Origin of the sequence: Streptomyces sediminimaris (assembly GCF_047049295.1) — a bacterium.
In the GTDB taxonomy this organism is placed as follows: domain Bacteria; phylum Actinomycetota; class Actinomycetes; order Streptomycetales; family Streptomycetaceae; genus Streptomyces; species Streptomyces sediminimaris.
This window is the reverse complement of sequence record NZ_JBJWOT010000001.1, coordinates 3,111,650-3,129,161: the sequence shown is the minus strand read 5'-3', so window position 1 is coordinate 3,129,161 and position 17,512 is coordinate 3,111,650. Positions and strand designations below refer to the sequence as shown.

Sequence of the window (17,512 nt, the reverse complement as noted above, 5' to 3'; positions counted from 1 at the left end):
CGAGCGGTCACTCGCATTCTAGGGAAACGCGAGTGATCTCTCGTGTTTCCAGTCTATGGTTTTCCACGGTGAAGGGGACACCGCACGATGACCGAAGTCAACAAGCCACCACACCTGGGCGGCTGGACCCGCTTCGTCACCGCCCGCCCGCGGTTGTCGCTGCTCGCCGCCCTCCTGATCACCGCTCTCGCCGTGCTGGCCGGCAGCGGGGTCGCCGACCGTCTGGGCAGCGGCGGCTGGGAGGACCCGGACGCCCAGTCGACCTACGCGACCAAGGCGCTGGAGCGGGAGTTCCCCGCCTCCCAGCCCAACCTCCTGCTGCTCGTCGACTCCGGCCGTTCGTCGGTGGACGACCCGGCGGTGGCCGCCGAGGCGCGGCGCCTCACCGCACGCCTGGCGGGCGAGAAGGGCGTCACGGGCGTCGGCTCCTACTGGCAGTCCAAGTCGCCCGCGCTGCGTGCCGAGGACGGCCACGAGGCACTGATCGCCGCGCACATCACGGGCGACGAGAACGCGATGGGCAGGACCCTGGACCGCATCGCGCCCTCCTTCCGGGGTGCGCACGGGCCGGTGGAGGTCAAGGTCGGCGGCATCGTCGCCGTGCGGCACGAGATGCAGACGACCATCAAGGAGGACCTGACCCGCGCCGAGCTGATCGCCCTGCCGGTGACCCTCGTGCTGCTGGTGATGGTCTTCGGCAGCGCGATCGCCGCGCTGCTGCCGCTGGGCATCGGCATCGTCGCGATCCTGGGGACGAACGCCGTACTGCGCGGTCTGACGGAGTTCACCGACGTGTCCGTGTTCGCGCTGAACCTCACCACCGCCCTCGGCCTCGGACTCGCCATCGACTACGCCCTGTTCATCGTCCGGCGCTTCCGTGAGGAGCTGTCCGCCGGGGCCGAACCGCTGCCCGCCGTGGCGACCACCCTGCGCACCGCCGGGCGTACGGTCCTCTTCTCGGCGCTCACGGTGGCCGTCTCCCTGGCCGCGATGCTGCTCTTCCCGCAGTACTTCCTGCGGTCCTTCGCCTACGCCGGCATCGCCGTGGTGCTGCTGGCCGCCGCGGCCGCGCTGATCCTGCTCCCCGCGGCGCTGGTCCTGCTGGGAGACCGGGTCAACTCCCTGGATCTACGGCATCTGCTGCGGCGCGGGCGTCCGGTGCGGACCTCCGGCGAGCAGGGCACGGCCTGGGCGCGGGCGGCGGCCCTGGTCATGCGCCGGGCCCCGATCTTCGCCGCGGCGACCACCGCCGTCCTGATCGTCCTCGGGCTGCCCTTCCTGGGCGTGCGGTTCGGCACCGCCGACGACCGCCAGCTGCCCTCGGGCGCCGAGTCGCACGTCGTGCAGCAGCACCTGCGTGACGGCTTCCCGGGCAGCCCCGGCGGTGGCCTGGAGGTGCTCGCGGAGGGAAAGGCGACACCGGCCCGGTACGCGGCCTACAAGGAGCGCGTCGCGGACCTGCCCGGTGTGCTGCGGGTCGACGGCCCGCTGGTGAAGGGCCGGTCGGCCTACTTCACCGTGCAGCCGAAGGGCGAGGCCGTCGGCGACACGGCCCAGCGGCTGGTGGGCGAGCTGCGCGCCACGGACGCCCCGTTCGACACCAAGGTGACCGGCACGGCCGCCGTCCTGGTCGACTCCAAGCACGCGATAGCCGAGCGCCTGCCCTGGGCGGCCGTCTTCATCGCCGTCGTCACCCTGCTCCTGGTCTTCCTGCTGACGGGCAGCGTGCTGATACCGGTCCAGGCGGTGGTGCTGAACGCGCTCAGCCTGAGCGCCATGTTCGGCGCGGTGGTCTGGGTCTTCCAGGACGGCCATCTCTCCGGCCTGCTCGGCTTCACCAGCCCCGGCTCCATCGAGACCACGCTGCCGGTCCTGATGTTCTGCGTCGCCTTCGGCCTCTCCATGGACTACGGCGTCTTCCTGCTCTCGCGCATCAAGGAGGAGCACGACCGGACCGGCGACCACAACGCCGCGGTCCGGCACGGCCTGCAGCGGACCGGAGGGCTGATCACGGCGGCGGCGGTGATCCTGGCCGTGGTGATGGTCGCGATAGGCACCTCGCGGGTGACCAACACCAAGATGCTCGGGCTGGGCATCGCCCTGGCGGTCCTGATGGACGCGATGATCGTACGGAGCCTGCTGGTCCCGGCGGTGATGCGGCTGACGGGCCGTGCGACCTGGTGGGCCCCGGGTCCGCTGCGGCGCTTCCACGAGCGGTTCGGGATGAGCGAGGGGGGCGATGAGCGTCCCGGCGGCGGCGCGGGGGAGCGCGCGGCCGGTCACGATGTACCCGCAGAGTCAGTCGGTGAGGGGAGCGCAGATGCGGGCAGTGGTGTTCGAGCGGTACGGGAACCGGCCCGACGTACGTGAGGTACCCGACCCTCGGCCCGCCGGCCACGGGGTGGTCGTGCGGGTCGAGGCCACCGGCCTCTGCCGCAGCGACTGGCACGGCTGGCAGGGCCACGACCCCGACATCACCCTCCCTCACGTACCGGGCCATGAGCTCGCCGGCGTGGTGGAGACGGTCGGCGCCGGCGTGCACAACTGGCGCCCCGGCGACCGCGTCACCGTCCCCTTCGTCTGCGCCTGCGGGACCTGCGGAGCGTGCGCGGCAGGCGACCGGCAGGTGTGCGAGCGGCAGACGCAGCCCGGCTTCACGCACTGGGGATCGTTCGCCCAGTACGTGGCGCTGGACCACGCCGACGTGAACCTCGTCGCCGTGCCCCGGGAGCTGTCCTTCGCCACGGCGGCGGCGCTGGGCTGCCGGTTCGCCACGGCGTTCCGGGCCGTGGTGCAGCAGGGCCGGGTGGCGGCGGGGGAGTGGGTCGCGGTGCACGGCTGCGGAGGGGTGGGCCTGTCCGCGGTGATGATCGCGGCGGCGGCGGGGGCGCGGGTGGTCGCGGTGGACGTCTCGCCGCGGGCACTGGATCTGGCGCGGACGTTCGGCGCGGCGGAGTGCCTGGACGCCTCCGCGACGCCGGACACGGCCGAGGCGGTCCGCGAACTGACCGGTGGGGGAGCGCAGTTGTCCCTCGACGCCCTGGGATCGCCGGCCACCTGCGCCGCCTCGGTGAACGGCCTGCGCCGCCGGGGCCGGCACGTCCAGGTGGGTCTGCTCCCCTCGCCGACCGGTACGACCCCTGTGCCGATGGCCCGCGCGATCGCCCTGGAACTCGAACTCCTCGGCAGCCACGGCATGGCGGCGCACACCTATCCGCCGATGCTGGAGCTGGTCAGGGCGGGCGTGCTCCGTCCCGATCTGCTGGTCACCTCGACCATCCCCCTGGACGCGACCCCCGCGGCGCTGGCGGCGATGGGGACGGCGCCGGGAGCGGGCGTGACGGTCATCGAGCCGTGGAGCTGAGGGCGGCCCAGTTTCGGTCGAGGATGCCCATGATCACCTCGTCGACCCACCGGCCGTCCCGCAGCCGTACCTCCCGCCGGACGCCCTCGACCACGAAGCCGACCTTCTCGTACACGCGCAGGGCACGGTGATTGTGGCCGTACGCCTCCAACTGGATGCGGTGCAGGGAGAGGTGCTCGAAGCCGTACCCGACGATGAGCCGGGTCGCCTCGGTGCCCAGCCCGCGGCCGCGGCCGCGGGGGCCGAGGAGCGTGCGGAAGTTGCAGCTGCGGGCGCCGGGGTCCCACTCGTTGAGGACCACTTCGCCGAGGAGCTCGCCGGTGGCGGGGTCGGTGACGGCGAGGTCGAGCCGGTCGGGTGCGGTGGCACGGGCGCCGTAGAGGGAGCGCAGGCGTTCCGGGGACAGCTGCGTGGACGGCTCGAACGTGAAGCGGACGACCTCGGGGTCCTGGATGATCTCCCAGATCGCGTCGGCGTCGGCCGCGGTGAAGGGGCGCAGTGCGGTCTTCTGGCCGGTCAGGACGGGTTTCGCGGAGAAGTTGTTCATCGGACGACTGTGCCCCACCGGCCGGGCGGGGCACAGCGGGTTTTCCAGGGACGGTCGGTTGTGCGGGGACTGCCGTGGAGGTCAGTCGTCTCTGCGGCCGCGGTTGCCGGGCCTGGAGGCGACCCACGCGCGGACCGTGTCGGCGAACCAGAAGGGCTTGCCGCCCTCGACGTGGTCGGGCGGGGGCAGCAGCCCGTGCTTGCGGTAGGACCGCACGGTGTCCGGCTGCACCTTGATGTGCGCCGCGATCTCCTTGTACGACCAGAGCCTTCGGTCGGTCATGGGTAGCACCTCCCTGCGCGCGCCGCGGGGTCGGCCTGGGGGCGGCCGTCGGGGGAGCCGGGCGCTGCGCTGGCGATCACAAAGCCTGTGCCCCCGTCAACGAGGGGACCTGAAGGGAGGGCAGGGTCTGTGGGGCGGGTGTGACGCGGGACCCGCGTACACGGGACATGCGTGACACGAGGGGGGCGTTTGTGACACGAGTGCTGCAAAGGCGTGTGCGGGCTCGAAGGCGCGGCGCGTTGACAACGGGGTCGTGGCAATGCCGCGTTGACGGTTCGCGGCGGCCGGGAAGGCGGGGTCGGCGCGGCGAGGTGAACCCGCCGGGCAAGGTGGACCGGACCCGCTGCGCCGGGCCCGGCCCCCTGGCTCCCCCGGCTCCCCCGGTTTCCCGTCCCCGGGACGTGCCGTCGTTCCCGAGGACGTGCCGTCGGTGACTTCCCCCCCGGGATCACCGGCCGGAAGATCAGCGTGCATTCAGCGAACCTCGCCGGTCTTGGAAAAAACCGCACTTCGTGAGGATGTGAGCAACAGGCTCGTCGCCTCGCCGGTCATCCGGTCGGCCGCCGGAACCATCGGCTGCGACACGGGCGGGATCGTCCGCGCCGTCGTGAACTCGCGGGGAGTGCACCCCGTCATCGCCCTGAACTCCCCGCTCAGATGGGCCTGGTCGTAGAAACCGCAGATCGCCGCGGTCTCCGCCTGCCCGTGTCCCTGCGTCAGCAGCCGCCGTGCCCGCTGCAACCGCAGCACCCGGGCGGCGACCTTCGGACCGAGCCCGATCTGCTCCCGGAACCGGTTCTCCAGGTGCCGTACGCTCCAGCCCACCTCGTCGGCCAGCAGCCGTACCGGCACCGAGCCCCAGGTCCGCACCAGCTCCGACCAGGCCCGTACGACCCCCGCGGAGCTCGGTGTCCCGGCCAGCGACCAGCGTGTCAGCTCGTCGTCCAGCAGAGTGAACCGGTCCTGCCAGGTCGGCAGCGCGGCCAGTGCGGCGGACAGTTCACCGATGCTGCGCCGGTGGCCGGCGCCCTTGGGGCCGCCGAGGACGTGCGGCAGGTCGTCGGGGTCGACGGTGCGGTCGGTGAGCTCGTACTGCGGTACGCCGAACAGCGTGAACGCCGCCCACGGCATGAGCAGCACCTCGATGCCGGACAGGCGCCCGCCGTGCTCGCCGACGGCCGGTGTGGTCGTCGGCCCCGAGAACACCGAGACGAGCGTGGCCGGGGGCCTCCCCGGGCGGGTGATGCGCACCGGCTCCTCGAACCCGAGCAGCAGCGTCGCCGCCCCGATCGGCGCCTCCAGCCGACGCCGCGGCCGGTTCAGCGCCAGCCGCACCCCGCGATAACTGATCACGCCGGGCCGCAACCGGGGATGCGGCCGCGCCGCCACGCTCTCCCAGGCCCCCCAGGGCCCGCGCCCGGACCGGACCAGCACCCCGTCCGCCATGCGCTCCTCCCGCGCCCGCCCCAAGAGAGGGCACCCATCGTGCTATGGCGCGTACGGTGCCGCCAGGGGCTCGGCGCCGCGTCGACACGCGGCTCCGCCACGCGGACCCGAACGCCTGGACCGGCCGCAGGCCGCGCCCGCCACACGGCCCGCACCCGCACCCGAGCCGCGCCGGAACCCGCGCCCGAGCCGCGCCCGCCACACGGCCCGCACCGCACCGCACCCGCGCGGGAGGCCGCACCCGCGCACGAGCCGCACCGTCCCGGAAGGGCTACGCCCCGCAGGACCGCAGGAACGCCCGGGTCCGCCGGGCGATGGGCAACGGTGCGTCCGGCTCGCAGGGATACATGTCCTGTTCGACGATCGCGAACAGGTCGACCCCCAGCTTCCGCGCGGCGTCGAGCACCGGCTCCAGCGCGGGCACGCCCGCCGGGGGCTCGCACATGACCCCCTGGGCGACGGCGGGCCCGAACGGCGTCCCCTTGGCCCGCACCTCCGCCAGGATCCCCGGGTCCACCTGCTTGAGGTGCAGGTACCCGATCCGCTCGCCGTAGGTCTCGATCAGCTTGACGCTGTCGCCGCCGCAGTACGCGTAGTGCCCGGTGTCCAGGCACAGCGACACGACGTCGGAGTCGGTGCCGTCGAGGAAGCGGACGACGTTCTCCTCGCTGTCGATGTGCGTGTCGGCGTGCGGGTGCACCACGATCCGCAGCCCGTACTCCTCCCGCACCCGACGCCCCAGCCGCTCCGTCAGGGAGTTGAGGTCGCGCCACTGCCCGGGCGTCAGCGTGTCGGGCTCCAGTACCTCACCGGTCTTGTCGTCCCGCCAGAAGGACGGGATGACCACCAGGTGGGACGCCCCCATCGCCTGCGCGAGGGCGGCGTTGTCGGCGACGTGCGCCCAGGTCTTGTCCCACACGGCCTCGCCGTGGTGCAGGCCGGTGAAGACGGTGCCGGCCGACACCTTCAGGCCGCGCCGGGCCGTCTCCTCGGTGAGGACGGCCGGATCGGTCGGCAGGTACCCGTACGGACCGAGCTCGATCCACTCGTAGCCCGAGTCCGCCACCTCGTCGAGGAAGCGCTGCCACGGGACCTGGCGCGGGTCGTCGGGAAACCAGACGCCCCAGGAGTCGGGCGCCGAACCGACGCGGATTCGGGAAGGACCGGAAGATGGTGATGGAGGTGACAACGGCGTCATGGCCGCCAGCGTGCGGGTCCCGGCGAGGGGTGTCAAGGTCTGGTCCGAATGTCTGGACAAAACATTGACAGGGCTCCGTGCGCGGGGCTAGAAACCGGGGAGAGAGACGCAACGAAGGGAAGCCGATGGCGTACGACCTGATCACCATGGGGCGGATCGGGGTGGACCTCTATCCGCTCCAGACCGGCGTGCCGCTGCCGCAGGTGACGAGCTTCGGCAAGTTCCTCGGCGGCTCGGCGAGCAACGTCGCGGTGGCCGCCGCCCGCCTCGGGCACCGCACCGCGGTGATCACGCGCACCGGTGACGACCCCTTCGGCAGCTATCTGCACGAGGCCCTGCGGGGCTTCGGCGTCGACGACCGCTGGGTCACCCCGGTCCCGGGCCTGCCGACCCCGGTCACCTTCTGCGAGATCTTCCCGCCGGACGACTTCCCGCTGTACTTCTACCGCCGGCCCAAGGCCCCCGACCTGGAGATCGACGCCCACGAGCTCGACCTCGACGCCATCCGCGAGACCCGCGTCTTCTGGATCACCGGCACCGGACTGAGCGAGGAACCGAGTCGTACGGCGACACTGGCGGCCCTCGCCCACCGGGCCAAGTCCGGCACCACGGTCTTCGACCTCGACTGGCGCCCCATGTTCTGGAAGGACCCGGCGGCAGCCCGCCCCTTCTACCAGGAGGCCCTGCGCCACACCACCGTCGCGGTCGGCAACCTCGACGAGGTGGAGGTCGCCACCGGAGTGCGCGAACCACGCGCCGCCGCCCAGGCCCTGCTGGACGCGGGTTGCGAACTCGCCGTCGTCAAGCAGGGCCCCAAGGGCGTCCTCGCCGTCGACAGCGAGGGCGAGTCCGCCGAGGTGCCGCCGCTGCCGGTCAGCGTCCTCAACGGCCTCGGCGCCGGCGACGCCTTCGGCGGCTCGCTCTGCGACGGCCTGCTCGCGGGCCGGGACCTGGAGACGGTCATGCGGCGCGCCAACGCGGCGGGCGCGATCGTCGCCTCCCGCCTGGAGTGCTCCTCCGCGATGCCGACCGCCGACGAGATCGATGCCGCCCTCGAGGCCGGAGCGGTGCTGTGAGGGCCGGCCGGGTCACGGGCGCCCACCACGAAGGCGCCCACGGCGCCCCCCTCGGCGGCGAGGGCGCCGGACACGCCCGCGTGGACATCCGCGAGCTCGTCCGCATCCGTACGCACCACCCCGAGGCCGTGGCCGAGGCGGCCGCCCGCCGCGCCCGCAGGCCGCTCGTGGGCGGCTCGGGGCGGCTGATGATCGTCGCCGCCGATCACCCGGCCCGCGGCGCGCTCGGCGTCGGCGAGCGCGGATTCGCCATGGCCAACCGCGCCGACCTGCTGCGGCGCCTGTGCCTCGCGCTCTCCCGCCCCGGCGTCGACGGCGTCCTCGCCACCGCCGACATCCTCGACGACCTGCTCCTGCTCGGCGCGCTGGAGAACAAGGTCGTCATGGGCTCGATGAACCGAGGAGGCCTGCAGGGCGCGAGCTTCGAACTCGACGACCGCTTCACCGGCCACCGCGCGCAGGACATCGAGCGCCTCGGCTTCGACGCGGGCAAGCTGCTGCTGCGCATCGACTACACCGACCCGGGCTCGCTGACCACGCTGGAGTCCACCGCGCGCGCCATCGACGACATGGCCGCGCGCCGGCTCCCCGTCTTCGTCGAGCCGTTCGTCAGCCACCGCACGCAGGAGGGGAGACTGCGCAACGACCTGTCCGCCGAGGCCGTCACCAAGTCCATCGCCATCGCCTCGGGCCTGGGCGGCACCTCGGCGTACACCTGGCTCAAACTGCCCGTCACCGAGAACCCCGACGACATGGCCGAGGTCATGCAGACCTCCACGCTGCCCGCGGTGCTGCTGGGCGGTGAGGTCGGCGACGACCAGGACGGCGCGTACGAGAAGTGGCGCGGCGCGCTCCAGCTTCCCACCGTCCGGGGGCTGGTGGTCGGCCGCTCGCTGCTGTACCCGCCGGACGGCGACGTGGCCGCCGCCGTCGACACCGCCGTAGGACTGCTGTGAGGGGCTGATGACCGCGGGCGAGCTGTGCGCCGGGAGGAACGTGCTTCCGCCGCGAGGCGGATGTACGGTACAGCCGACCCGTGACATAACGGACGGAGAGTTCCAACTCCCGGGCGGGGGAAGAGTATTCGGGTCGGCCTCCGGCCTCGCGTACGTTCCCCCTGCCGCCCGGGCCCAGATCGCCTCCGGCGCGGAAGGCCGCTTCGCCCTGGCAGGAGCGAAGTGCGAGCGACGACTCCCCGCCCGCTACGGCCCCGCGCCGGAGGTCCCGAACGGTTCCGTCCGCCGGCGCGTATCTCCCTCCCGTGGGGGCGGATCCCGCGTCCGGCGACGGAAGCGGCGGATCCGCCTCCATCCGGCCCACGCACAAGGCACTGGGGGTTACCGATGACTCCGACCACCTCGACGGCGCGGCTGACGGTCGCACAGGCGCTGGTGCGCTTCCTGGCCGTCCAGTACACCGAGCGCGACGGCGTACGGCAGCGGCTGATCGGCGCGACCTGGGGCGTCCTCGGCCACGGCAACGTGGCGGGGATCGGCCAGGCGCTCGTCGAGTACGCGGCCGACATGCCGTACCACCAGGGCCGCAACGAGCAGGCCATGGTGCACGCGGCGGTCGGCTACGCCCGGCAGTCGGGCCGCCTGTCCGCGCACGCCGTGACGACCTCCATCGGCCCGGGCGCGACCAACCTGGTGACGGGCGCCGCCCTCGCCACCGTCAACCACCTCCCGGTCCTGCTGCTGCCCGGCGACGTCTTCGCCACCCGCCCCGCCGACCCGGTCCTGCAGCAGCTGGAGGCCCCCGGCGCGGGCGACGTGTCGGTCAACGACTGCCTGCGCCCGGTGTCGACGTACTTCGACCGCGTCACCCGGCCCGAACAGCTCGTTCCGGCGGCCCTGCAGGCCATGCGGGTCCTCACCGACCCCGTGCAGACCGGCGCGGTGACCCTGGCGCTTCCGCAGGACGTCCAGGCGGAGGCGTACGACTGGCCCGGGGAGTTCTTCGCCGAGCGCACCTGGGTCGTGCGCCGCCCGGGCGCCGACCCGACCGAACTCGCCGAGGCGGTGACCGCGGTCCGCTCCGCGCGCAGGCCGCTGGTCGTCGCCGGTGGCGGGGTGCACCACAGCCGCGCCGAGGAGGCCCTCGCCGAGTTCGCGGCCGGCACCGGCATCCCCGTCGCCTCCACCCAGGCCGGCAAGGGCTCGCTGCGCTGGGACCATCCCCAGGACGTCGGCGGCATCGGCCACACCGGCACGGCCACGGCCGACGAACTCGCCCGCACCGCCGACCTGGTGATCGGCGTCGGCACCCGCTGGACCGACTTCACCACCGCCTCCGGCACCCTCTTCACCGGCGCGGGCGTCCGCTTCCTCAACCTCAACATCGCGCCCTACGACGGGCACAAGCTCGCCGGCCTGCCGCTGATCGCGGACGCCCGCAGCGGGCTGCAGGAGCTGACGGCGGCCCTGGGCACGCACGCGCACCGCGTCCCGGCCTCCTACGTCGCCGAGTACACCGAGGACAAGGAGCGCTGGGAGCAGCGCGTCGACGCCTGCTACGAGGCCGACGAGCCGGACGTGCGCCCGACCCAGCCGCAGGTGCTCGGCGCCCTGGACGCGGTCGTGGACGACACGGACGTGATCGTCAACGCGGCCGGTTCCCTCCCGGGCGACCTGCACAAGCTGTGGCGGGCGCGCTCGCGGGACCAGTACCACCTGGAGTACGGCTACTCCTGCATGGGCTACGAGATACCGGCCGCGATCGGCGTGAAGCTGGCGGCGCCCGACCGTCCGGTGTGGGCGCTGGTCGGCGACGGCACCTATCTGATGATGCCGACGGAGATCGTCACCGCCGTGCAGGAGGGCGTCGCGATCAAGGTCCTGCTGGTCCAGAACCACGGGTACGCGTCCATCGGCGGCCTCTCCGAGTCGGTGGGCGGCGAGCGGTTCGCCACCGCGTACCGGTTCCGCTCGGACGACGGTACGTACACCGGGGCGCCGCTGCCGGTGGACCTCGCCGCCAACGCGGCCAGCCTGGGCATGCGCGTGCTGCGCGCCAGGACCGTCGCCGATCTGCACGAGGCGCTGGCGCGGGCCCGCGCCGCCGACACTCCCACATGTGTCTACGTCGAGACCGAAACGGCCGACACTGTGTCGGGCCCGCCGCCCGCCCAGGCCTGGTGGGATGTACCCGTGGCCGAGACCGCGACCCGACCGTCGGCGGTCAAGGCCCGGGAGCTGTACGAACGGCACGTCTCCACCCGACGCCGCCATCTGTGAAGGAGCAACTGGGCATGACGAAGATCGTCAACCACTGGATCGGCGGCAAGACCGTCGAGGGCGCGTCGGGTACGTACGGGCCGGTCACCGACCCGGCGACCGGCGCGGTCACCACGAAGGTCGCGTTCGCGTCGGCCGACGAGGTGGACGCCGCGGTCGCCGCCGCGAAGGACGCCTTCGCCTCCTGGGGGCAGTCCTCGCTGGCCAGGCGCACCGAGATCCTGTTCAGGTTCCGCGCGCTGCTGGACGCCAACCGGGACGCGATCGCGGAGCTGATCACCGCCGAGCACGGCAAGGTGCACTCCGACGCGCTGGGCGAGGTGGCCCGCGGCCTGGAGATCGTCGACCTGGCCTGCGGCATCAACGTCCAGCTCAAGGGCGAGCTGTCCACGCAGGTCGCCAGCCGGGTGGACGTCGCGTCGATCCGCCAGCCGCTCGGTGTCGTGGCGGGCATCACCCCGTTCAACTTCCCGGCCATGGTGCCGATGTGGATGTTCCCGCTCGCCATCGCGTGCGGCAACACCTTCGTGCTCAAGCCCTCCGAGAAGGACCCGTCGGCGTCCATGAAGGTCGCCGAGCTGCTGGCCGAGGCCGGCCTGCCGGACGGCGTCTTCAACGTCGTGCACGGCGACAAGGCGGCCGTCGACCGGCTGCTGGAGCACCCGGACGTCAAGGCGGTCTCGTTCGTCGGCTCGACCCCGATCGCCCGCCACATCCACACCACCGCCGCCGCGAACGGCAAGCGCGTGCAGGCCCTCGGCGGCGCGAAGAACCACATGCTGGTGCTGCCCGACGCCGACCTGGACGCGGCCGCCGACGCGGCGGTGAGCGCGGCCTACGGCTCCGCCGGCGAGCGCTGCATGGCCATCTCCGCCGTCGTCGCGGTCGGATCGGTCGGCGACACGCTGGTGGAGAAGATCCGCGAGCGCGCCGCGAAGATCAGGATCGGCCCCGGCGACGACCCCGCCTCCGAGATGGGCCCGCTGATCACCGCCGCCCACCGCGACAAGGTCGCCTCCTACGTGCGGGGCGCCGCGGCCGAGGGCTGCGAGGTCGTCCTGGACGGCACCGGCCACACCGTCGAGGGCTACGAGGACGGGCACTGGATCGGCCTCTCCCTGCTCGACCGGGTGCCCACCACCGCCAGGGCCTACCAGGACGAGATCTTCGGCCCGGTGCTGTGCGTGCTGCGCGTGGACACCTACGAGGAGGGCGTCGCGCTGATCAACGCCTCGCCGTTCGGCAACGGCACCGCCGTCTTCACCCGGGACGGCGGCGCCGCCCGCCGCTTCCAGCTGGAGGTCGAGGCCGGCATGGTCGGCGTGAACGTGCCCATCCCGGTCCCGGTCGGCTACCACAGCTTCGGCGGCTGGAAGGACTCCCTCTTCGGCGACCACCACATCTACGGCAACGACGGCACGCACTTCTACACCCGGGGCAAGGTCGTCACCACCCGCTGGCCCGACCCCGCCGACGCCCCCGCCGGCGTCGACCTCGGCTTCCCGCGCAACCACTGAGGCGCGGGCCCCGGGCCCGTAAAGACCGCACGGTGCCCCGCTCCTCCCGCCCGGCCGGTGGGGACGGGGCACCGTCGTGCGGCGGCTCAGCCCTGCTGCTCCTGGGCCTTCTTGACCGCTTCGGTGAGGTCACCGGTCTGCGCGGCCGGCGGAGCCTTCACCGGGGCCGTGGCGCCGAACTTCTGGAAGTCCATGGTGACCTTGACCGTGCCGAGCGTCTGCTTCAGGCGGACCGGGAGGTCCTTGGAGCCGACCCAGATGTCCATGGTCATCGAGTCGGCGCCGCCGGTCATCGAGCCCATCAGGTTGTCGCCGCCGTAGGCGTCCTTGAACTTGCCCATGTGCGCCTTGTCGACGACGGCCCGGTAGTGGGTCGTGCTCTGCCCGTCGACGGTCTCCTCGCCCAGGTCCTTGACGTTGTTCGCGTACTTCAGCCCGCGCATCGCCGCCGCCGGGTTGCTGCCCCCGCCGCTGCCGCTGAAGGCCTGCGCGCCCTTGTCGCCGAAGATCGCCGAGGAGTCGATCCGCATCCACTGCTTGCCCGCCAGCGGGCCCGAGGGCTGCGGGTCGATGTCGTAGTAGTAGGCGCCGTGCACGAACAGCACCCGGGTCTTCGGGCTGTCCTGCAACTGCTGCATGTGCGCGGCAGCGGTGTCCATCTCGGCGTCGAACGCCAGGCCGTCGCCCCAGGAGTACGTCCCGTCCATGGCGATCGGGGTGCCCGTGCCCAGGTCGGTGCTGACCTTGACCTCGGCCGAGCCGAGCTGCTCGGTGCGGTCGGTCGCCCGGGAGAGGGCCGCCATGATCTTGTCGGCGTTGTCCACGGCCCTGGCCGCCGTCTTCGCGGTGTCCGCGCCGCACGCGGACACCGTGAGCGCCGCCGCCGCCGTGAACCCCACCCAGGCGGCGGTGTGCTTCAGCTTCATGAGTCCCCACCCATTACTGTGATTCGGTTGTGCGTTCCTGTGATCGCTGACTCTAGCGGGACACACTGACAGCTCCGGATACCGGACGTCCGCAGGTTTTCCGACGGCCTTCTCTCCACTGGAGGCCGTCAGCCCGTCCCGGGGCGCCCCGAGCCCCCGGCCGTACCGCGACCGCGGTACGCGGAGGCACGCCCGTACTCCCGGGGGAGGGGCACCTGTTCACCCCCGGGGCTGCCCCGGCTGTCGGAGACGCCCCGTACCGTTGAGGCATGGATCTTCGACCCTCCCGCCTGCGAGGGCTGCTGCGAACCCCCCGGAGGCTTCTCGCCGCGGGTGCCGCCGTCGTGGTGCTCGCGGGCGCGGGCACCTGGACGGCCGTGGCCTCGGACGGGCAGCCCCCCGTGCACCGCACGGACCGCCTGATGGCGATGGACGGGGTGAGGATCGACACCTCCTACTTCACCCCCGCCCGGGGCGGCGGGCGCCACCCCGCCGTCCTGCTCGCCCACGGCTTCGGCGGCAGCAAGCAGGACGTGCGCCCGCAGGCGGAGGACCTCGCCAGGGCCGGCTACGCGGTCCTGACCTGGTCCGCGCGCGGCTTCGGCAGGTCCACCGGCAAGATCGGCCTGAACGACCCGAAGGGCGAGGTCGCCGACGTCTCCAGGCTCATCGACTGGCTGGCCCGGCAGCCCCAGGTCCAGCTCGACAAACCCGGTGACCCGCGCGTGGGCGTCGCCGGCGCCTCGTACGGCGGCGCGATCTCGCTGCTGGCCGCCGGTCACGACCACCGGGTGGACGCCATCGCCCCGGCGATCACGTACTGGAACCTCGCCGACGCCCTGTTCCCGAACGGCGTGTTCAAGAAGCTGTGGGCCGGGATCTTCGTCAACTCCGGCGGCGGCTGCGAGAAGTTCGAGCCGCAGCTGTGCCGGATGTACCAGCGGGTCGCGGAGTCGGGCCGGCCGGACGCGCAGGCGCGCGAGCTGCTGGCCGCCCGCTCCCCGTCGGCCGTGGCCGGCCGCATCAAGGTGCCGACCCTGCTGGTGCAGGGCCAGACCGACTCCCTCTTCCCGCTCGGCCAGGCCGACGCCGCGGCGAGGGCCGTCCGCGCCAACGGCGCCCCCGTCGACGTGGACTGGATCGCCGGCGGGCACGACGGCGGCGACCTGGAGGCCGGCCGCGTCCAGGCACGCGTGCGTACGTGGTTCGACCGCTACCTCAAGCAGGACAGGGGCACGGACACCGGCCCGGCCTTCCGCGTCAGCCGCAGCGGCGGCGTCGACTCCACCAGCGGCGCGGCCGTGCTGCGCGGCGCCAGCGCCGGCACCTACCCGGGCCTGGAGAGCGGGCAGCGCCCGCTGCGGCTGCGGGGCACGGGGCAGAGCTTCGCCAACCCGGCCGGCGGCAGCCCGCCCGGCGTCTCCGCCCTGCCCGGCCTGGGCGGCTCCGGCGGACTCGCCCAGCTGTCCTCGCTGGGCGTGGGGGTGTCACTGGACTTCCCCGGCCAGTACGCGCGGTTCGAGTCGGCGCCGCTCTCCCGCGGCCTGCGGATCACCGGATCGCCGACGGTCACCGTGCACGTGAAGTCCACGAGCGACGACGCCGTGCTCTTCGGGAAGGTGTACGACGTCCCTCCCGGCGGCGGCACGCCCCAGCTGCCCGCACAGCTGGTGACGCCCGTCCGCGTCGAGGGCGCGAAGGCGGGCAAGGACGTCACGATCACCCTGCCCGCCGTCGACCACCAGGTCGAGCAGGGCCACCGGCTGCGCCTGGTCCTCGCCTCCACCGACCTGGGCTACGCCTCTCCGGTGACCCCGGCGACGTACACCGTCTCCCTGAGGAGCGATCTGAGGGTGCCGACGGCACCCGGCGTGAGCACCGCGGCCGCGCCGCTGCCGTCCTGGGTGTGGTGGCTCCCGGCGGCGGGCGCGCTGCTCGCCCTGGCCCTGCTGCTGACCGGCCGGCGCCGCAGGTCCGCGGCGCCCCCGGACCCCGCGCTCGCCGGCGTACCGCTGCAGATCACCGGCCTGAGCAAGCGGTACGCCCGGTCGGCGGACCGTTACGCGGTGCGGGAGCTGTCCTTCCGTGTCGAGAAGGGCCAGGTCCTCGGCCTCCTCGGACCGAACGGCGCGGGCAAGACCACCACCCTGCGGATGCTGATGGGCCTGATCAAGCCGGACGGCGGCGAGGTCCGGGTCTTCGGCCACGAGATCCGCCCCGGCGCCCCCGTGCTGTCCCGGGTCGGCGCGTTCGTGGAGGGCGCCGGCTTCCTGCCGCACCTGTCCGGCCGGGAGAACCTCCAGCTGTACTGGCGGGCGACGGGACGCCCGCCCGAGGACGCCCATCTGGACGAGGCCCTGGAGATCGCCGGCCTCGGTGACGCGCTCGCCCGCGCGGTGCGCACCTACTCCCAGGGCATGCGCCAGCGCCTCGCCATCGCCCAGGCCATGCTCGGCCTGCCGGACCTGCTCATCCTCGACGAGCCGACCAACGGGCTCGACCCGCCGCAGATCCGCGAGATGCGCGAGGTGCTCATCCGGTACGCGGCGGCCGGCCGCACGGTGATCGTCTCCAGCCACCTCCTGGCGGAGGTCGAGCAGTCCTGCACCCACCTGGTCGTCATGGACCGCGGCCGTCTGGTCCAGGCGGGCCCGGTGTCCGAGATCATCGGCTCGGGCGACACCCTGCTCGTCGGTCTGGCCGCCGACATCGCCGATCCGCTGGTCGAGAAGGTGGCGGCGCTGCCGGGCGTGGAGTCGGCGGTACGGGTGGACGGCGGCCTGCTGGTCCGGCTGGCACCCGGCTCCGGTCCGGAGGCGCCCCCGGGCGGCGCGGCACCGCGTCCGTCAGCGGCCGTGCCGCGCGGCGCGACCGGCCACGGGGCCGCGGACGGGCAAGGCCCCACCGCGGCACTCACACAACCGGCCCGGGCCGCCCGCACGGGTCCCGCCCAGCTCCTCGTGGACCTCGTCCGCCTGGAGGTCCCGGTCGCCTCGCTCGGCCCCCACCGCCGTCTCGAGGACGCCTTCCTTACCCTGATCGGGGGTTCCGCATGAGCACGCTGACCGAGCGCACCGAACCGGCCGCCTCCGGCTACCGGGCGGGCCGCACGCTGCCCCTGCGGGTCGAGCTGGCCCGCCAGCTCAAGCGGCGCCGGACGCTGATCATGGGCGGGATCCTGGCGCTGCTGCCCTTCGTGCTGCTGATCGCGTTCACGATCGGCGGCGACCCGGGCGGCCGCAACGACAGGGTGACGCTGATGGACACGGCCACCGCCTCGGGAGCCAACTTCGCCGCGGTCAGCCTCTTCGTCTCCGCGGGCTTCCTGCTGGTCATCCCGGTCGCCCTGTTCTGCGGGGACACCGTCGCCTCGGAGGCCGGCTGGTCCTCCCTGCGCTATCTGCTGGCCGCGCCCGTGCCGCGGGCCCGGCTGCTGTGGTCCAAGCTCGTCGTCGCCCTCGGCCTCAGCCTGGCCGCGATGATCCTGCTGCCGGTGGTGGCGCTGGCCGTCGGCACGGCCGCCTACGGCTGGGGGCCGCTGCAGATCCCCACCGGCGGCGCGCTGGACACGGGCACGGCGACCCAGCGCCTGCTGGTGGTCGTGGCGTACATCTTCGTGTCCCAACTGGTCACCGCCGGGCTGGCGTTCTGGCTCTCGACGAAGACCGACGCGCCCCTCGGCGCGGTCGGCGGCGCGGTCGGCCTGACGATCGTCGGCAACGTCCTGGACGCCGTCACCGCCCTCGGCCACTGGCGCGACTTCCTGCCCGCGCACTGGCAGTTCGCCTGGGCGGACGCCGTCCAGCCGCACCCCGAGTGGTCCGGCATGATCCAGGGCACGGCCATCTCGACCACGTACGCCCTCGTGCTGTTCGCCCTGGCCTTCAGGGGTTTCGCCCGCAAGGACGTGGTCTCCTAGG

13 protein-coding genes and 1 pseudogene are annotated in these 17,512 nt (G+C 73.2%); 9 read left to right on the top strand and 5 right to left on the bottom strand.

Features of this window, described 5'->3' with window-relative positions; all coding sequences use genetic code 11:
- The first annotated feature begins 87 nt into the window (after positions 1-87).
- Positions 88-2,370 carry an MMPL family transporter gene (locus ACJ9NR_RS14490; protein ID WP_412487972.1) on the top strand — a complete coding sequence of 761 codons (2,283 nt, stop codon included), beginning with the start codon at positions 88-90 and terminating at the stop codon, positions 2,368-2,370.
- Entirely contained in the window at positions 2,321-3,364 is a 1,044-nt protein-coding gene (locus ACJ9NR_RS14485; protein WP_412487971.1) for a zinc-dependent alcohol dehydrogenase family protein, read from the top strand. The genes ACJ9NR_RS14490 and ACJ9NR_RS14485 overlap by 50 nt, the downstream gene beginning before the upstream one ends.
- On the opposite strand, the gene ACJ9NR_RS14480 is transcribed toward ACJ9NR_RS14485, so the two are convergent.
- From ACJ9NR_RS14480 to ACJ9NR_RS14465, 4 genes are all read right to left on the bottom strand, one after another.
- Positions 3,345-3,911: a GNAT family N-acetyltransferase gene (locus tag ACJ9NR_RS14480; RefSeq protein ID WP_412487970.1), complete on the bottom strand. Its 567-nt coding sequence runs from the start codon at positions 3,909-3,911 to the stop codon at positions 3,345-3,347. The genes ACJ9NR_RS14485 and ACJ9NR_RS14480 overlap by 20 nt on opposite strands.
- A gap of 81 nt (positions 3,912-3,992) precedes the next feature.
- Complete coding sequence (locus ACJ9NR_RS14475) at positions 3,993-4,193, bottom strand: helix-turn-helix transcriptional regulator (protein WP_412487969.1); 201 nt, start codon at positions 4,191-4,193, stop codon at positions 3,993-3,995.
- Between the two features lie 474 nt (positions 4,194-4,667).
- Entirely contained in the window at positions 4,668-5,639 is a 972-nt protein-coding gene (locus tag ACJ9NR_RS14470) for an AraC family transcriptional regulator (protein WP_412487968.1), read from the bottom strand.
- A gap of 271 nt (positions 5,640-5,910) precedes the next feature.
- On the bottom strand, positions 5,911-6,837 hold the full coding sequence (locus ACJ9NR_RS14465) for a sugar phosphate isomerase/epimerase family protein (protein ID WP_412487967.1): 927 nt from the start codon (positions 6,835-6,837) through the stop codon (positions 5,911-5,913).
- Between the two features lie 125 nt (positions 6,838-6,962).
- Between ACJ9NR_RS14465 and iolC the strand changes: the two genes are divergently transcribed.
- The 5 genes and pseudogenes from iolC (at position 6,963) to mmsA (ending at position 12,666) form a co-directional block, all read left to right on the top strand.
- Positions 6,963-7,913 (top strand): 5-dehydro-2-deoxygluconokinase, encoded by a 951-nt coding sequence (gene iolC, locus ACJ9NR_RS14460; protein WP_412487966.1) that lies wholly within the window; start codon positions 6,963-6,965, stop codon positions 7,911-7,913.
- Between the two features lie 80 nt (positions 7,914-7,993).
- Positions 7,994-8,869: a Cgl0159 family (beta/alpha)8-fold protein gene (locus tag ACJ9NR_RS14455; protein ID WP_412488829.1), complete on the top strand. Its 876-nt coding sequence runs from the start codon at positions 7,994-7,996 to the stop codon at positions 8,867-8,869.
- Between the two features lie 7 nt (positions 8,870-8,876).
- Positions 8,877-9,197 (top strand): annotated as a pseudogene (locus ACJ9NR_RS14450) (5-deoxy-glucuronate isomerase); the annotation flags it as partial.
- A 59-nt stretch (positions 9,198-9,256) separates the two neighbouring features.
- The gene (gene iolD / locus ACJ9NR_RS14445; protein ID WP_412487965.1) at positions 9,257-11,149 is read left to right on the top strand and encodes a 3D-(3,5/4)-trihydroxycyclohexane-1,2-dione acylhydrolase (decyclizing); all 1,893 of its coding nucleotides are present in this window, start codon (positions 9,257-9,259) and stop codon (positions 11,147-11,149) included.
- Positions 11,150-11,163: 14 nt separating this feature from the next.
- Complete coding sequence (gene mmsA / locus ACJ9NR_RS14440; RefSeq protein ID WP_412487964.1) at positions 11,164-12,666, top strand: CoA-acylating methylmalonate-semialdehyde dehydrogenase; 1,503 nt, start codon at positions 11,164-11,166, stop codon at positions 12,664-12,666.
- An 86-nt stretch (positions 12,667-12,752) separates the two neighbouring features.
- On the opposite strand, the gene ACJ9NR_RS14435 is transcribed toward mmsA, so the two are convergent.
- Entirely contained in the window at positions 12,753-13,592 is an 840-nt protein-coding gene (locus tag ACJ9NR_RS14435) for an SCO4651 family lipoprotein (RefSeq protein WP_412487963.1), read from the bottom strand.
- 269 nt (positions 13,593-13,861) lie between these two features.
- On the opposite strand from ACJ9NR_RS14435, the gene ACJ9NR_RS14430 reads away from it, so the two are divergent.
- Together ACJ9NR_RS14430 and ACJ9NR_RS14425 are read left to right on the top strand one after the other, a co-directional pair.
- A complete protein-coding gene (locus ACJ9NR_RS14430; RefSeq protein ID WP_412487962.1) occupies positions 13,862-16,648 on the top strand; it encodes a CocE/NonD family hydrolase in 2,787 nt (928 codons plus the stop codon).
- Complete coding sequence (locus tag ACJ9NR_RS14425; RefSeq protein ID WP_412487961.1) at positions 16,645-17,511, top strand: ABC transporter permease; 867 nt, start codon at positions 16,645-16,647, stop codon at positions 17,509-17,511. The genes ACJ9NR_RS14430 and ACJ9NR_RS14425 overlap by 4 nt, the downstream gene beginning before the upstream one ends.
- The last annotated feature ends 1 nt before the right edge of the window (position 17,512 follow it).

Coding starts and splice junctions, on each gene's coding strand:
- ACJ9NR_RS14490 (WP_412487972.1), top strand. CDS start 88: ATGACCGAAGTCAACAAGCCACCACACCTGGGCGGCTGGACCCGCTTC.
- ACJ9NR_RS14485 (WP_412487971.1), top strand. CDS start 2,321: ATGCGGGCAGTGGTGTTCGAGCGGTACGGGAACCGGCCCGACGTACGT.
- ACJ9NR_RS14480 (WP_412487970.1), bottom strand. CDS start 3,911: ATGAACAACTTCTCCGCGAAACCCGTCCTGACCGGCCAGAAGACCGCA.
- ACJ9NR_RS14475 (WP_412487969.1), bottom strand. CDS start 4,193: ATGACCGACCGAAGGCTCTGGTCGTACAAGGAGATCGCGGCGCACATC.
- ACJ9NR_RS14470 (WP_412487968.1), bottom strand. CDS start 5,639: ATGGCGGACGGGGTGCTGGTCCGGTCCGGGCGCGGGCCCTGGGGGGCC.
- ACJ9NR_RS14465 (WP_412487967.1), bottom strand. CDS start 6,837: ATGACGCCGTTGTCACCTCCATCACCATCTTCCGGTCCTTCCCGAATC.
- iolC (WP_412487966.1), top strand. CDS start 6,963: ATGGCGTACGACCTGATCACCATGGGGCGGATCGGGGTGGACCTCTAT.
- iolD (WP_412487965.1), top strand. CDS start 9,257: ATGACTCCGACCACCTCGACGGCGCGGCTGACGGTCGCACAGGCGCTG.
- mmsA (WP_412487964.1), top strand. CDS start 11,164: ATGACGAAGATCGTCAACCACTGGATCGGCGGCAAGACCGTCGAGGGC.
- ACJ9NR_RS14435 (WP_412487963.1), bottom strand. CDS start 13,592: ATGAAGCTGAAGCACACCGCCGCCTGGGTGGGGTTCACGGCGGCGGCG.
- ACJ9NR_RS14430 (WP_412487962.1), top strand. CDS start 13,862: ATGGATCTTCGACCCTCCCGCCTGCGAGGGCTGCTGCGAACCCCCCGG.
- ACJ9NR_RS14425 (WP_412487961.1), top strand. CDS start 16,645: ATGAGCACGCTGACCGAGCGCACCGAACCGGCCGCCTCCGGCTACCGG.